The organism is Bacillus sp. T17B1 (assembly GCF_026796395.1).
In the GTDB taxonomy this organism is placed as follows: domain Bacteria; phylum Bacillota; class Bacilli; order Bacillales; family Bacillaceae; genus Bacillus; species Bacillus spizizenii_A.
The window spans coordinates 162,969-178,973 of record NZ_JALAYA010000001.1 but is presented as its reverse complement, the minus strand read 5'-3'; the positions used below and the strand labels follow the sequence as shown (position 1 = coordinate 178,973).

Below are 16,005 nucleotides of genomic sequence, written 5' to 3'. Positions count from 1 at the left end.
GATGAGTAGTCGAAAAAGAACATTTGTTTCTTTTGCAAACCGGACTTATAATGAAGAAAGAAATGGATCGTAAGGAGAAAGAGGTGATAGCATGTCCTTTGTTCACCTGCAAGTGCATAGCGGGTACAGCCTGCTAAATAGCGCCGCGGCTGTGGAAGAGCTCGTCAGTGAAGCTGACAGGCTCGGATATACGTCTTTGGCGCTGACAGATGATCATGTCATGTACGGAGCTATTCAATTTTATAAAGCATGCAAGGCGAGAGGAATCACTCCGATAATCGGTTTGACGGCTTCTGTTTTTACAGATAATAACGAGCTTGAAGCCTACCCGCTCGTCCTGCTGGCTAAATCAAATACAGGCTATCAAAACCTGTTGAAAATCAGCAGCGTCCTGCAATCGAAATCAAAAGACGGGCTGAAGCCGAAATGGCTTTACAGTTATCGAGAAGGCATTATCGCAATAACGCCCGGCGAAAAAGGATATATTGAAATGCTTCTTGAAGAAGGGCTGTTTGAACAGGCTGCGCAAGCCGCACTTGAATTTCAGTCTATATTCGGAAAGGGGGCTTTTTATTTCTCCTATCAGCCTTTTAAAGGGAATCAAGCCTTGTCTGAGCAGATTCTGCGTCTGTCTGAAGAAACGGGTATCCCTGTAACGGCGACAGGCGATGTGCATTACATAAAGAAAGAAGATAAGGCTGCCTACCGCTGTCTGAAAGCGATTAAAGCAGGTGAAAAACTGACGGATGCACCCGCCGAAGACCTTCCTGATCTCGATTTGAAACCGCTCGAAGAAATGCAAAACATTTATCGAGAGCAACCCGAAGCACTGCAAGAATCTGTTGAGATCGCGAAACAATGCCGGGTTGATGTCAGCCTCGGGCAGACCCGTCTCCCGTCTTTCCCGACTCCAAACGGAACGTCCGCTGATGATTATTTAACGGGCATCTGTATGGCAGGACTCCGCAGCCGTTTTGGCACGCCTGATGAACGATATCTTCGCCGTCTTCAATATGAGCTTGGTGTCATCAAGCGGATGAAATTCAGCGATTACTTTCTGATCGTATGGGATTTTATGAAATATGCCCATGATAAAGGGATCGTCACGGGACCGGGAAGGGGTTCTGCGGCTGGCTCTCTTGTGGCTTATGTGCTGTATATCACAGATGTTGATCCGATTAAACATCACCTGCTGTTTGAACGATTTTTAAATCCCGAACGTATCAGTATGCCGGATATCGATATTGACTTCCCGGATACAAGAAGAGATGAAGTCATCCAATACGTTCAGCAGAAATACGGTGCGATGCATGTTGCGCAGATTATTACCTTTGGAACACTTGCGGCAAAAGCGGCGCTTCGGGACGTCGGCAGAGTATTTGGCGTAAGCCCGAAGGAAGCAGATCAGCTTGCAAAACTCATTCCTGCAAGGCCGGGCATGACGCTGGATGAAGCGAGAAAGCAGTCGCCGCAGCTGGATAAGCGGATTCGGGAGTCAAGCCTGCTTCAGCAAGTCTATACGATTGCCAAAAAAATAGAAGGGCTGCCAAGGCACACATCAACCCACGCAGCAGGCGTTGTCCTGAGTGAAGAACCATTAACAGATGTTGTTCCTCTTCAGGAAGGGCATGAAGGGATATATTTGACGCAATACGCGATGGATCATCTTGAAGACTTGGGCCTTTTAAAAATGGATTTCTTAGGTTTGCGCAACCTGACTCTCATCGAGTCCATCACTTCAATGATCGAAAAAGAAGAAAACATTAAAATAGATCTTTCAAGTATTTCCTACCGTGATGACAAAACGTTCTCCTTGCTGTCAAAAGGGGATACGACAGGAATTTTCCAGCTTGAATCTGCAGGGATGAGAAGTGTCTTGAAGCGGCTTAAACCTTCAGGCTTGGAGGATATTGTGGCGGTCAATGCGCTGTACCGGCCTGGTCCGATGGAAAATATTCCGCTATTTATCGACCGTAAACACGGTCGGGCGCCTGTTCACTATCCTCATGAAGATTTAAGGAGCATCTTGGAAGATACATATGGCGTCATTGTGTATCAGGAACAAATTATGATGATTGCTTCCCGCATGGCAGGATTTTCTTTAGGCGAAGCGGACATGCTGAGACGGGCGGTCAGCAAAAAGAAAAAAGAAATCCTGGACAGAGAACGGAGCCATTTTGTTGAAGGGTGCTTAAAAAAGGAGTATTCTGTAGACACTGCAAATGAAGTCTACGATTTAATCGTCAAATTCGCAAATTATGGCTTTAACCGAAGCCATGCGGTGGCATACAGCATGATTGGCTGCCAGCTTGCGTATTTGAAAGCTCATTATCCGTTATATTTTATGTGCGGATTGCTGACAAGTGTCATTGGCAATGAGGATAAAATATCTCAATATCTTTACGAAGCTAAGGGGAGCGGGATTCGTATCCTTCCTCCGTCAGTGAACAAAAGCAGTTTTCCGTTTACAGTTGAAGACGGATCTGTCAGATACAGCCTTCGCGCGATTAAAAGTGTAGGCGTCTCAGCAGTAAAAGATATATATAAAGCAAGAAAAGAGAAACCATTCGAAGATCTTTTCGATTTCTGCTTTCGCGTACCGTCAAAAAGCGTAAATCGCAAGATGCTTGAAGCACTTATCTTTTCTGGTGCGATGGACGAATTCGGCCAAAATCGGGCCACGCTTCTAGCATCCATTGATGTTGCTTTGGAACATACTGAGCTATTCGCCGCGGACGATGACCAAATGGGATTGTTTTTAGATGAATCGTTTTCAATTAAGCCAAAGTATGTGGAGACGGAGGAGCTTCCGCTTGTGGATTTACTTGCGTTTGAAAAAGAGACGCTCGGCATTTATTTTTCAAATCATCCGCTCGCTGCCTACCGAAAACAGCTGGCTGCGCACGGGGCAGTGTCCATTCTGCAGGCCCAGCAGGCTGTCAAAAGGCAGCTTTCTCTCGGCGTTCTGCTGTCGAAGATCAAGACGATTCGGACGAAAGCAGGTCAAAACATGGCGTTTTTAACGCTCAGTGACGAAACCGGTGAAATGGAAGCCGTAGTCTTTCCTGAACAATTCAGACAGCTTTCTCCCGTTTTAAGAGAAGGAGCTCTTTTGTTCACAGCGGGGAAATGTGAAGTAAGGCAGGATAAGGTCCAGTTTATCATGTCCCGGGCAGAAATATTAGAAAATATGGATGCAGAAAACGTGCCATCGGTTTATATAAAAATAGAAAGCAGTCAGCACAGTCAGGAGATCCTGGCAAAGATTAAGCGCATTTTGCTGGAGCATAAAGGGGAAACAGGCGTTTATCTCTATTATGAAAGGCAGAAACAGACGATTAAGCTTCCTGAGTCGTTTCATATCAATGCGGATCACCAGGTATTATATCGCTTAAAAGAGCTGTTGGGTCAAAAAAACGTCGTTTTAAAACAGTGGTAACGACTCCCTTTTTGTTATACAATTGGAGCAATTATGTGACCCTGTTTAAATATTCAGATAGATTAACTCCGCAGAATGCAGCATTCAACGCAGCAATATACGAATCAAAAATATCCATAAGGAGTGTTTAGGAGAATGACATTAAGAGAAGAAGCATTACACCTGCATAAAGTCAACCAAGGGAAACTTGAGTCTAAATCGAAAGTAGAAGTCAGAAACGCGAAAGATTTAAGTCTTGCGTATTCCCCAGGTGTTGCAGAACCGTGTAAGGATATTCATGAAGACATTAACAAAGTATATGATTATACAATGAAGGGGAACATGGTAGCAGTTGTAACTGACGGTACAGCTGTGCTTGGCCTTGGAAATATCGGTCCTGAAGCCGCGCTTCCTGTCATGGAAGGGAAAGCTGTTCTATTCAAAAGCTTTGCAGGCGTGGATGCGTTCCCAATTGCTTTAAACACAAACGATGTTGATAAAATCGTTGAAACTGTTAAATTGCTTGAACCAACATTTGGCGGCGTCAACCTTGAAGATATTGCAGCGCCAAACTGCTTTATCATTGAAGAACGCCTTAAAAAAGAAACAAACATCCCGGTTTTCCATGATGACCAGCACGGTACTGCCATCGTAACGGTAGCAGGTCTAGTAAACGCGCTGAAACTATCTGGAAAATCAATGTCATCCATTAAAGTTGTCGCAAATGGCGCCGGTGCAGCTGGTATTGCGATTATCAAGCTTCTTCACCATTACGGCGTGCGTGACATCGTGATGTGCGATTCAAAAGGAGCGATTTATGAAGGGCGTCCGGAAGGCATGAACGATGTCAAAAATGAAGTGGCGAAATTCACAAACCAAGACCGCAAAGACGGTTCTCTGAAAGATGTCATCGTTGATGCTGACGTATTTATCGGCGTGTCTGTTGCAGGAGCGTTAACAAAAGAAATGGTTCAAAGTATGGCAAAAGATCCTATTATCTTTGCGATGGCAAATCCAAATCCGGAAATTATGCCGGAAGATGCGCGTGAAGCTGGCGCAAGCGTTATTGGAACGGGTCGTTCTGACTTCCCGAACCAAGTAAACAATGTTCTTGCATTCCCTGGCATTTTCCGCGGTGCGCTTGATGTACGCGCCACTCACATTAACGAAGAAATGAAAATCGCAGCAGTTGAAGCCATTGCTTCACTGGTTTCAGAAGATGAGCTTAGCGCAGACTACGTCATCCCTGCACCGTTTGATAAACGTGTTGCGCCTGCTGTTGCGAAAGCTGTGGCAAAAGCGGCGATGGAAACAGGTGTTGCTAGAATCACTGTTGACCCTGAGGAAGTCGCAGAAAAAACGAGAAAACTTACGATTATTGGTGAATAATTTTAATTAATTCATTCCAAAAATGGCAGCGCGTTGGCTGAGACCGGCGCGCTGTTCTCAAGTTGAACTGCGGCTGAAATTTTTTTAGGGGGGTCGCCCTTAAAAAAATTTCAGCCGGGTTTAACATTGCTTTTGAATGCGTTGCCAACCCTGTTATTTCAACGTCTTATCTGAATTCATCCGAACCTTTCCGAACACGGCATTGAATAAAAAGTTGTCGAATTGAGGATGACAGCGTTTGACAAAAAAAGTACAATAGTTTCGGTAAAGTTATTAGCAAGTCCATCTGATTGATGACATGCGGTGAAGAGAACCCTTCACAAAAGGGAGGTAATCATTTGTTAAAGGATATATTCACGAAAAAGAAAAAGTATGCTTCCGTACCGTCTGATCAAGCGAAAAACGATGTTCCGGAAGGCATTATGACAAAATGTCCTAAGTGTAAAAAAATCATGCTCACTAAAGAGTTGGATAAAAATATGCGGGTATGCATGAACTGCGATTATCATTTCCCAATGAACGCAAAACAACGTATCGAAAGCCTGATGGATGAACAATCCTTTGAGGAATTCAATCAGGGAATGTTATCTGAAAACCCGCTCGGCTTTCCTGGTTATCTGGAAAAGCTTGAAAAAGATCGCGAGAAAACATCCTTAAACGAGGCTGTTATGACAGGCAAGGGCACCATCGGCGGACACCCGGCTGTTGTCGCTGTCATGGATTCTTCATTCAGAATGGGCAGCATGGGTTCAGTCGTCGGTGAAAAAATCACGCTTGCGATTGAAAAAGCAAAAGCTGATAAGGTTCCGTTTATTATTTTTACGGCCTCAGGCGGCGCTAGAATGCAGGAAGGCGTATTAAGTCTGATGCAGATGGCTAAGACAAGCTCTGCCTTAAAACTGTTCAGTGAAGAACAAGGCCTCATTATCTCAGTGATGACGCATCCGACTACGGGGGGCGTATCAGCAAGCTTTGCATCCCTTGGCGATTACAATTTCGCTGAGCCTGGCGCGCTGATCGGTTTTGCCGGAAGACGCATTATTGAACAGACAATAGGAGAAAAACTGCCTGAGGACTTCCAAACGGCTGAATTTTTATTAAAACATGGACAGCTTGATGCGGTTATTCACCGCGACGATATGAAAAGAACGTTAGAGAATCTGCTGGATATGCATCAAACAGGAGGTGACATAGAGTGGCTGCAAGATTAGAATTTGAAAAACCGGTGATTGAACTGCAAACTAAAATCGCCGAACTAAAAAAATTCACCCAAGATTCCGATATGGATCTAAGTGCGGAAATCGAACGGCTCGAAGACCGTCTCGCTAAGCTTCAGGATGATGTTTACAAAAATCTGAAGCCTTGGGACCGTGTTCAAATCGCGCGTCTGGCGGACCGTCCGACAACGCTTGATTATATTGAACATCTGTTTACCGACTTTTTTGAATGTCACGGGGACAGAGCGTACGGGGACGATGAAGCCATTGTCGGCGGGATTGCGAAGTTCCATGGCCTTCCTGTAACGGTTATCGGGCATCAGCGAGGCAAAGACACGAAAGAAAACCTAGTCCGTAATTTTGGGATGCCTCACCCTGAAGGCTACCGAAAAGCGCTTCGTCTCATGAAACAGGCTGACAAATTCAACCGACCGATTATCTGTTTTATTGATACGAAGGGAGCATACCCTGGACGAGCAGCGGAGGAAAGAGGACAAAGCGAAGCCATTGCCAAAAACCTGTTTGAGATGGCCGGCCTTCGAGTGCCTGTTATCTGCATCGTCATCGGTGAAGGCGGAAGCGGCGGAGCCCTTGGTCTGGGTGTAGGCAACCACTTGCATATGCTGGAAAACTCTACTTATTCTGTTATTTCTCCGGAAGGTGCCGCGGCACTTTTATGGAAGGACTCCAGTCTTGCTAAAAAAGCAGCAGAAACAATGAAAATCACTGCGCCAGATTTAAAAGAATTAGGTATTATAGATCATATGATAAAAGAAGTAAAAGGCGGAGCGCATCACGATGTAAAGCTGCAGGCAAGCTATATGGACGAAACCCTTACACAATCGTTGAAAACTTTGCTGAAGCTGAGCGAAGAAGAGTTAGTTCAGCAGCGTTATGAAAAATATAAAGCAATTGGCAAGGTCTCGGTTGAAGATCAATATATCGGGGTAAACTAAATAAACGTGAAGCCTTTGGCTCACGTTTATTTTTTGTGACAATCATTAAATTTTATTTAAAAACAATTTATTTAATTGTATAATAGGTAAGGTTTGATAGGGAGGATGGAGATCCCTTTTCATTGTTTTTAGAGCAATGATCATGTTATGTTTAATCATATATGTTGCTGAGGTGAATGGAGAATGAAACGTATAGGGGTATTAACGAGCGGCGGGGATTCCCCGGGAATGAACGCAGCAGTTCGCGCAGTAGTCAGAAAAGCGATTTATCATGACGTTGAAGTTTACGGCATTTACAACGGATACGCAGGATTGATCAACGGAAAGATTGAAAAGCTTGAGCTCGGATCTGTTGGGGATATTATACATCGCGGAGGAACAAAGCTTTATACGGCAAGATGTCCTGAATTCAAAACGGTTGAAGGCCGTGAAAAAGGGATAGAAAACTTGAAAAAGCTTGGTATTGAAGGTCTTGTTGTTATCGGCGGAGACGGTTCCTACATGGGTGCGAAAAAATTAACGGAACACGGGTTTCCATGCGTAGGTGTACCGGGTACAATTGATAATGACATTCCGGGCACTGATTTTACAATCGGTTTCGATACTGCTTTAAATACAGTAATTGACGCAATTGATAAGATTCGAGATACAGCGACTTCTCATGAACGTACATATGTGATCGAAGTAATGGGACGCCATGCCGGTGATATCGCATTGTGGGCCGGTCTTGCAGGGGGCGCGGAATCAATCTTAATCCCTGAGGCAGACTATGACATGCACGAAATCATTGCCCGTTTAAAACGCGGCCACGAACGCGGCAAGAAACACAGTATTATTATCGTTGCCGAAGGTGTAGGCAGCGGTGTTGAGTTCGGGAAACGCATTGAAGAAGAAACAAATCTTGAAACTAGGGTATCTGTGCTGGGCCATATCCAGCGCGGTGGTTCTCCAAGCGCTTCTGACCGCGTGCTGGCTAGCCGTCTTGGCGCATATGCTGTTGAACTGCTGCTAGAAGGAAAAGGCGGACGCTGTGTAGGTATACAAAACAATAAGCTTGTAGACCATGATATTATAGAAATACTGGATACAAAACACACAGTTGAGCAAAACATGTACCAGCTTTCAAAAGAACTGTCTATTTAATGTCAGCTGAAGGCTGAAGATTTCAGAAGGAAGTGAACCAAATGAGAAAAACTAAAATTGTTTGTACTATCGGTCCGGCAAGTGAAAGTGTTGAAATGCTTACGAAATTAATGGAGTCAGGAATGAACGTGGCTCGTCTAAACTTTTCTCACGGAGATTTTGAGGAGCACGGTGCAAGAATTAAAAATATCCGCGAAGCAAGCAAAAAGCTTGGCAAAAATGTCGGTATCCTGCTTGATACAAAAGGTCCTGAAATCCGCACACATACAATGGAAAACGGCGGCATTGAGCTCGAAACAGGCAAAGAGCTTATCGTTTCAATGGACGAGGTAGTAGGAACAACAGATAAAATTTCAGTCACATATGAAGGTTTAGTTGACGACGTTGAAAAAGGTTCAACGATTCTGTTAGATGACGGACTGATCGGTCTTGAGGTACTAGATGTAGATGCTGCTAAACGCGAAATCAAAACAAAAGTAATGAACAACGGAACACTTAAAAATAAAAAAGGTGTTAACGTACCGGGCGTCAGCGTCAATCTTCCGGGGATCACTGAAAAAGATGCACGAGACATCGTTTTTGGTATTGAGCAGGGAGTAGACTTCATCGCGCCATCTTTTATACGCCGTTCCACGGACGTGCTTGAAATTCGTGAGCTTCTTGAAGAGCACAACGCTCAGGATATTCAAATCATCCCTAAAATCGAAAACCAAGAGGGCGTTGACAATATCGATGCGATTCTCGAAGTGTCTGACGGCTTAATGGTTGCACGCGGAGACTTAGGTGTGGAAATTCCAGCTGAAGAAGTACCGCTCGTGCAAAAAGAGCTGATCAAAAAATGCAACGCGCTAGGAAAACCTGTTATTACAGCGACACAAATGCTTGACAGCATGCAGCGCAACCCGCGTCCGACTCGTGCGGAAGCAAGTGACGTTGCAAACGCGATTTTCGATGGATCAGATGCGATCATGCTTTCTGGTGAAACAGCTGCTGGAAGCTATCCGGTTGAGGCGGTTCAAACGATGCACAACATCGCGTCACGTTCTGAAGAAGCTTTAAATTATAAAGAAATTCTGTCAAAACGCAGAGATCAAGTAGGAATGACGATTACAGACGCAATTGGACAATCTGTCGCACATACGGCAATTAACCTGAATGCTGCTGCGATCGTAACACCGACTGAAAGCGGCCATACAGCGCGTATGATCGCGAAATACCGTCCACAGGCGCCAATTGTTGCGGTTACTGTAAACGATTCTGTTTCCAGAAAACTTGCGCTCGTATCAGGCGTATTCGCAGAAAGCGGCCAGAATGCGAACACAACAGATGAGATGCTTGAGGATGCTGTCCAAAAATCATTGAACAGCGGAATTGTAAAACACGGCGATCTGATCGTCATTACAGCAGGTACTGTCGGTGAGTCTGGCACTACGAACTTAATGAAAGTTTACACTGTCGGCGATATCATCGCTAAAGGCCAAGGCATTGGACGCAAATCAGCTTTCGGCCCGGTTGTCATTGCACAAAATGCAAAAGAAGCTGAGCAAAAAATGACTGACGGGGCGGTACTTGTTACAAAAAGCACTGACCGTGATATGATTGCATCTCTTGAAAAAGCGTCTGCTCTTATTACAGAAGAAGGCGGTTTGACAAGCCATGCTGCGGTAGTCGGATTAAGCCTTGGCATTCCGGTAATCGTTGGCCTTGAAAATGCAACATCTATTTTGACAGTAGGCCAAGAAATTACAGTTGACGCTTCCAGAGGCGCAGTCTACCAAGGCCGTGCGAGCGTTCTTTAATTACAAGTGAAAACGGAAGGGATATTCCCTTCCTTTTCTCTTTATCTTGCCTAATGTTGAACAGAGGCGTGTTACACGTGTGGGGGGCTTGGATATGAGATTTTTATTTTTGCTTTTTATTCTATTTCCGGCAATAGAAATCGGCATATTCCTATTTTCAGGCAAGCTGATCGGCATTTTGCCGACGGTCCTTTTAATGATTCTGACGGGCATTATCGGCGCAGCAGCTGCAAAAAAACAAGGAACCGAAGTATATTACAAGGTTCAGCGTGATCTTCAATATGGTAAAATGCCGGGGGAAGCGATTGCTGACGGCCTATGCATTTTCATTGGCGGTCTATTGCTGATGCTTCCAGGCTTTTTATCAGATTTGGCCGGCACCTGTTTGCTTATCCCGTTTACCCGCAGCTGGTGTAAGCCGATTCTGTTCAAATGGCTGAGAGGGATGTCGAAAAACAAGCGGATCATCATCAAATAAAAAACGGCAGCCATGCAACATGGGCTGCTGTTTTATTTTTGCTGAACAGTAATGTAGGACCATATTTCCTTTAATGCGCCTGTTGTGATGAAGGCCTGGATGATGACGAGAACAGCCGGCCCGGCAATCAATCCTAAAAATCCGAATAATTTAAAACCGGCAAACAGGGCGATGAGCGTTGCCAGCGGATCGATCCCAATAGACTTACTAAGTATTTTAGGCTCTGTCAGCTGCCGCTGAATCAGAACGACGAGGTACAGCACGCCGATTCCGATCGCCTGAGGCAGCTGGCCTGTAATCGATAAATATAAAATCCACGGCACAAATACCGAGCCCGCCCCCAAATAAGGGAGAAGATCAACAAGTCCGATTAAAAAAGCAATTGTTGCAGCATGTTCAACCTTTAAGAGAGAAAGGCCGATAAATACAATCACCATCGTAATGAAAACAAGAACGGCTTGAGCTTTGATAAAACCGGTCATTGCTTTTTTTAATTCGCTGGTGATGGCCTTGCTGTTAGCTGTAACCCGATCCGGCAAAATCGAAACGAGCATCGCTTTCAGTTTGTGCCAATCCTTTGTCATAAAAAATGTTGCCAGGAGAGAAAAAATCAGAACAGCCGCCGTATTGGGAAGAAGCGCGAAAAACCTCGGAATCATTTCTAGGATGTGGGACAGCAGCAGTCCGGCATTTTTAGCGGCGGAATCACCGAGTGCCTGAATGTGAGTGACAATCGAAGCCTGCTGGTTGGTCTCCAATTCTCGAAACAAAAGGGTCAGTTCGTTATAGAGCGGCTGGATATGAGTCGTAAACAATTTTTCGCAATATGAGATAAACGTGCTGATATGCAGAGGCAGTGTTTTTGCAAGATAGGCTGTTCCCGTTACGATTTCCGCTACAAGTATGGTGAGCAAGCCGAAGGCGGCGAGCAGAAAAAAAGCAAGCACGCCCAAGACGTTTATCGTTCGGGGGAATCCTGTCACTTTGTCCAAATAGTCAACAACAGGATGAATCACTGATGAGAGAATAAGGGCGATCAGGAACGGATAAGTTAACGGAAACGAATAATAGGCCGCAGCTATCAATCCTGCGGTCGTTGATATGACAAAGAGGGTTCTGAAGAATATAGTGATATAAGATTGATTCACGAAATCGGTCCTCCTCTCGTCAGCATGTCCTATTTTTTATATGTATTCACGCTCCGGCTGAATATGAATACATTCATCTTAATGGAGGGATGGCATGTTTACACAAGCGAATCTATTTTTAATTATACTCTTGGCTATTGCACTTATCGCAAAAAACCAATCATTGCTCTTTGCTGTATCCGTCCTATTGATCATAAAGATCGTTGGACTTGACCAGAAATTTTTTCCAACCATCCAGTCAAAAGGCATTAACTGGGGAGTGACCATTATCACAATCGCTGTTCTTGTTCCGATTGCCACGGGAGAAATCGGATTTAAGCAGCTTGGAGAAGCAGTGCGGTCTTCCTATGCTTGGATCGCCTTGGGAGCAGGAATTGCAGTGGCGCTGATTGCCAAAAACGGCCTGACCCTGCTGGAAAATGACCCACATATTACAACTGCTCTTGTGATCGGGACCATTCTTGCAGTTGCGCTTTTTGGCGGAGTTGCGGTGGGACCGCTGATCGGAGCGGGGATTGCTTATATAGCCATGCAGATCGTAAAACTGTTCACTTCATAAAAAAAGCGGCCCAAATGCCGCTTTTTTTTATGCAAAAACCCTCAAATAATGGCGTTTTTTCGGGAAAATCACAGAATGAAAAAAAAAATTATAGGTAAACATTTAACAAATGTCTGATTATTGTTTATAATAAGAATAGGCTTAAACTTAAATAAGCTTATAAGAATTTGTTATGGTCTTTCATAAGCAAAGGGATTCAGTAGAAGCAGGCAGTGAAATGTAAGCATTTTCTTTTAGGGGGAGAGAAATACTTGCATCATGCTTTTTAAGTAAGCCACATGATTTACAACACTCTTAAAGGGGAAATTCATTGAAAAGGAGATGTTTATATGACAGCGACACGCGGTCTAGAAGGGGTTGTAGCAACAACATCATCTGTTAGTTCTATTATTGACGATACCCTTACATATGTGGGGTATGATATCGATGATTTAACAGAGAATGCAAGTTTTGAAGAAATCATTTATTTGCTTTGGCATTTAAGGCTGCCGAACAAAAAGGAGCTTGATGAGTTAAAGCAGCAGCTTGCAAAGGAAGCTGCCGTTCCGCAAGAAATTATTGAGCACTTCAAATCTTATTCCCTCGAAAATGTTCATCCCATGGCTGCTCTTCGGACAGCAATTTCATTACTAGGCCTGCTTGACAGCGAGGCTGATACCATGAACCCTGAAGCCAACTACAGAAAGGCGATCCGCCTTCAGGCAAAGGTGCCTGGTCTGGTTGCAGCGTTTTCCAGAATCCGCAAAGGTCTTGAGCCTGTTGAACCAAGAGAAGACTACGGCATTGCCGAAAATTTTCTCTACACATTAAACGGTGAAGAGCCTTCGCCAATTGAGGTTGAGGCTTTCAACAAAGCGCTGATTTTACATGCTGACCATGAGCTGAACGCGTCAACGTTCACAGCAAGGGTCTGCGTCGCAACACTTTCTGATATCTATTCAGGCATTACTGCGGCAATCGGCGCACTGAAGGGTCCTCTTCACGGCGGTGCAAATGAAGGCGTGATGAGAATGCTGACAGAAATAGGTGAAGTGGAAAACGCTGAGCCGTACATCCGCGCTAAACTTGAAAAGAAAGAAAAAATCATGGGATTCGGCCACCGCGTGTATAAGTATGGCGACCCGCGCGCGAAGCATCTGAAAGAAATGAGCAAGCGCCTGACAAACCTGACAGGCGAAAGCAAATGGTATGAGATGTCGATTCGTATAGAAGAAATCGTTACATCGGAGAAAAAGCTACCGCCTAACGTTGATTTCTATTCGGCTTCTGTTTATCACAGCCTCGGTATTGACCATGATTTGTTCACGCCGATTTTTGCTATAAGCAGAATGTCTGGCTGGCTTGCACATATTCTTGAGCAGTATGACAATAACCGGCTGATTCGCCCGCGGGCAGATTACACAGGCCCTGATAAACAAGCATTTGTTCCGATTGAAGAAAGAGCCTAAAGAACCATTGGAGGCTGGCTTGCGTTAATGAGGTTAGCCTCTTGTTCAGAACATTAAAAGTGGTTTACACTTTATATTGAATGTTGAGAAAAATCATTTTGTTTTCTATATAAGAAAAATAAAATGTTTTCTAAATATGAATTACATACTGGGAGGTTTTTATTGTGGCACAAGGTGAAAAAATTACAGTTTCTAACGGAGTATTAAACGTACCAAACAACCCGATAATCCCGTTTATCGAAGGAGACGGAACCGGTCCTGATATTTGGAACTCGGCTTCGAAGGTTTTGGAAGCAGCAGTTGAAAAAGCATACAAAGGCGAAAAGAAAATCACGTGGAAAGAAGTTTATGCCGGAGAAAAGGCTTATAATAAAACAGGTGAGTGGCTGCCTGCTGAAACATTAGATGTTATCCGCGAATATTTCATCGCGATTAAAGGCCCGTTAACGACACCTGTCGGCGGCGGAATCCGATCTTTGAACGTAGCGCTCAGACAAGAGCTTGACCTATTCGTCTGCTTAAGACCTGTAAGATACTTTACTGGAGTGCCGTCACCGGTAAAACGCCCTGAAGATACTGATATGGTCATCTTCCGCGAAAATACAGAAGATATTTACGCAGGCATCGAGTACGCAAAAGGCTCTGAAGAAGTGCAAAAGCTCATCAGCTTCCTGCAAAATGAGTTAAACGTCAACAAAATCCGTTTCCCTGAGACATCAGGTATCGGCATTAAGCCTGTTTCTGAAGAAGGAACAAGCCGTTTGGTCAGAGCAGCCATTGATTATGCGATCGAGCACGGCCGCAAATCTGTAACACTTGTTCACAAAGGAAACATCATGAAGTTCACAGAAGGCGCCTTCAAAAACTGGGGCTATGAACTTGCTGAAAGAGAATATGGCGAAAAAGTCTTCACATGGGCTCAATATGACCGCATTGCTGAAGAACAAGGAAAAGACGCTGCCAACAAAGCGCAAAGCGAAGCGGAAGCAGCAGGCAAAATCATTGTCAAAGACAGCATTGCTGACATCTTCCTTCAGCAGATTCTAACGCGCCCGAACGAATTTGATGTCGTTGCAACTATGAACTTGAATGGTGATTACATCTCTGATGCTCTTGCTGCGCAAGTCGGCGGAATCGGCATTGCACCTGGAGCGAATATCAACTATGAAACAGGACATGCGATTTTCGAGGCGACGCACGGAACGGCTCCTAAATATGCAGGCCTTGATAAAGTAAACCCATCTTCCGTTATTCTTTCAGGCGTTCTGCTTCTTGAGCATTTAGGGTGGAACGAAGCGGCTGATTTGGTTATCAAATCTATGGAAAAAACAATCGCTTCTAAAGTTGTAACTTACGATTTTGCCAGATTAATGGACGGCGCGACTGAAGTGAAATGTTCAGAGTTCGGAGAAGAACTGATTAAAAACATGGACTAAGCAAGGAAACAGCCTAAAACTAGCCATAAAGGAGAAGAGAGACATGGGAAATACTCGTAAAAAAGTTTCTGTTATCGGAGCAGGTTTTACCGGAGCGACAACTGCATTTTTAATCGCTCAAAAAGAGCTGGCAGACGTAGTTCTTGTTGACATTCCGCAATTGGAGAACCCGACAAAGGGAAAAGCGCTTGATATGTTGGAAGCAAGCCCGGTTCAAGGTTTTGACGCAAAAATTACGGGCACATCCAATTACGAGGATACAGCGGGGTCTGACATTGTTGTCATTACAGCCGGTATCGCAAGAAAACCTGGTATGAGCAGAGATGATCTAGTCTCTACAAACGAAAAAATTATGAGAAGCGTTACACGAGAAATCGTGAAATATTCTCCTGACTCTATCATTGTGGTGCTGACAAATCCTGTTGATGCAATGACATACGCGGTGTACAAAGAATCAGGTTTCCCTAAAGAGCGCGTAATCGGCCAGTCCGGTGTGCTTGATACCGCACGATTCAGAACATTTGTGGCAGAGGAATTAAACCTGTCAGTGAAAGATGTGACTGGTTTCGTCCTTGGCGGCCACGGTGACGATATGGTGCCGCTTGTGCGTTATTCTTACGCTGGCGGTATCCCGCTTGAAACTCTCATTCCGAAAGAACGGATTGACGCAATTGTGGAGCGCACTAGAAAAGGCGGAGGCGAAATCGTGAATCTTCTTGGAAACGGAAGCGCGTATTATGCGCCTGCGGCTTCTCTGACAGAAATGGTCGAAGCGATCTTGAAAGATCAGCGCCGCGTCCTTCCTACAATTGCTTACCTTGAAGGGGAATACGGCTATGAAGGCATCTACCTTGGTGTTCCTACAATTGTAGGCGGCAACGGTCTTGAGCAAATCATTGAACTTGAGCTGACAGACTATGAGAGAGCACAACTGAATAAATCAGTTGAATCTGTCAAAAATGTCATGAAAGTATTATCTTAATAAAAAGAGAAAGGCTTCCTTGCTAGAGCCTT

At 44.5% G+C, this 16,005-nt stretch carries 12 protein-coding genes; 11 read left to right on the top strand and 1 reads right to left on the bottom strand.

Annotated features, from left to right (window positions below; all coding sequences use genetic code 11):
- The first annotated feature begins 91 nt into the window (after nucleotides 1-91).
- The 7 genes from dnaE to MOF34_RS00830 all read left to right on the top strand — a co-directional run bounded on the left by dnaE (nucleotide 92) and on the right by MOF34_RS00830 (nucleotide 10,400).
- The gene (dnaE, locus tag MOF34_RS00860; RefSeq protein WP_268397995.1) at nucleotides 92-3,439 is read left to right on the top strand and encodes a DNA polymerase III subunit alpha; all 3,348 of its coding nucleotides are present in this window, start codon (nucleotides 92-94) and stop codon (nucleotides 3,437-3,439) included.
- 135 nt (nucleotides 3,440-3,574) lie between these two features.
- Nucleotides 3,575-4,807: an NADP-dependent malic enzyme gene (maeB, locus tag MOF34_RS00855; protein ID WP_019715359.1), complete on the top strand. Its 1,233-nt coding sequence runs from the start codon at nucleotides 3,575-3,577 to the stop codon at nucleotides 4,805-4,807.
- Between the two features lie 338 nt (nucleotides 4,808-5,145).
- Nucleotides 5,146-6,018, top strand: coding sequence for an acetyl-CoA carboxylase, carboxyltransferase subunit beta (gene accD, locus MOF34_RS00850; protein WP_268397993.1), 873 nt, complete (start codon nucleotides 5,146-5,148; stop codon nucleotides 6,016-6,018).
- Nucleotides 6,003-6,980, top strand: coding sequence for an acetyl-CoA carboxylase carboxyl transferase subunit alpha (gene accA, locus MOF34_RS00845; RefSeq protein ID WP_268397991.1), 978 nt, complete (start codon nucleotides 6,003-6,005; stop codon nucleotides 6,978-6,980). The genes accD and accA overlap by 16 nt, the downstream gene beginning before the upstream one ends.
- Nucleotides 6,981-7,163: 183 nt before the next feature.
- The gene (pfkA, locus tag MOF34_RS00840) at nucleotides 7,164-8,123 is read left to right on the top strand and encodes a 6-phosphofructokinase (protein WP_019715356.1); all 960 of its coding nucleotides are present in this window, start codon (nucleotides 7,164-7,166) and stop codon (nucleotides 8,121-8,123) included.
- A gap of 41 nt (nucleotides 8,124-8,164) precedes the next feature.
- Complete coding sequence (gene pyk / locus MOF34_RS00835) at nucleotides 8,165-9,922, top strand: pyruvate kinase (protein WP_268397990.1); 1,758 nt, start codon at nucleotides 8,165-8,167, stop codon at nucleotides 9,920-9,922.
- Between the two features lie 94 nt (nucleotides 9,923-10,016).
- A complete protein-coding gene (locus tag MOF34_RS00830; protein WP_268397988.1) occupies nucleotides 10,017-10,400 on the top strand; it encodes an FxsA family protein in 384 nt (127 codons plus the stop codon).
- Nucleotides 10,401-10,432: 32 nt separating this feature from the next.
- On the opposite strand, the gene ytvI is transcribed toward MOF34_RS00830, so the two are convergent.
- Nucleotides 10,433-11,548, bottom strand: coding sequence for a sporulation integral membrane protein YtvI (ytvI, locus tag MOF34_RS00825; RefSeq protein WP_268397986.1), 1,116 nt, complete (start codon nucleotides 11,546-11,548; stop codon nucleotides 10,433-10,435).
- 94 nt (nucleotides 11,549-11,642) lie between these two features.
- Here ytvI and MOF34_RS00820 point away from each other — a divergent pair, with 94 nt between their 5' ends.
- The 4 genes from MOF34_RS00820 to mdh all read left to right on the top strand — a co-directional run bounded on the left by MOF34_RS00820 (nucleotide 11,643) and on the right by mdh (nucleotide 15,973).
- Nucleotides 11,643-12,107, top strand: coding sequence for a DUF441 domain-containing protein (locus MOF34_RS00820; protein ID WP_268397984.1), 465 nt, complete (start codon nucleotides 11,643-11,645; stop codon nucleotides 12,105-12,107).
- Between the two features lie 329 nt (nucleotides 12,108-12,436).
- Nucleotides 12,437-13,555 carry a citrate synthase gene (gene citZ, locus MOF34_RS00815; protein WP_268397982.1) on the top strand — a complete coding sequence of 373 codons (1,119 nt, stop codon included), beginning with the start codon at nucleotides 12,437-12,439 and terminating at the stop codon, nucleotides 13,553-13,555.
- 164 nt (nucleotides 13,556-13,719) lie between these two features.
- A complete protein-coding gene (gene icd / locus MOF34_RS00810; RefSeq protein WP_003223557.1) occupies nucleotides 13,720-14,991 on the top strand; it encodes an NADP-dependent isocitrate dehydrogenase in 1,272 nt (423 codons plus the stop codon).
- 43 nt (nucleotides 14,992-15,034) lie between these two features.
- Nucleotides 15,035-15,973, top strand: coding sequence for a malate dehydrogenase (mdh, locus tag MOF34_RS00805; RefSeq protein WP_003237775.1), 939 nt, complete (start codon nucleotides 15,035-15,037; stop codon nucleotides 15,971-15,973).
- Nucleotides 15,974-16,005: the final 32 nt, after the last annotated feature.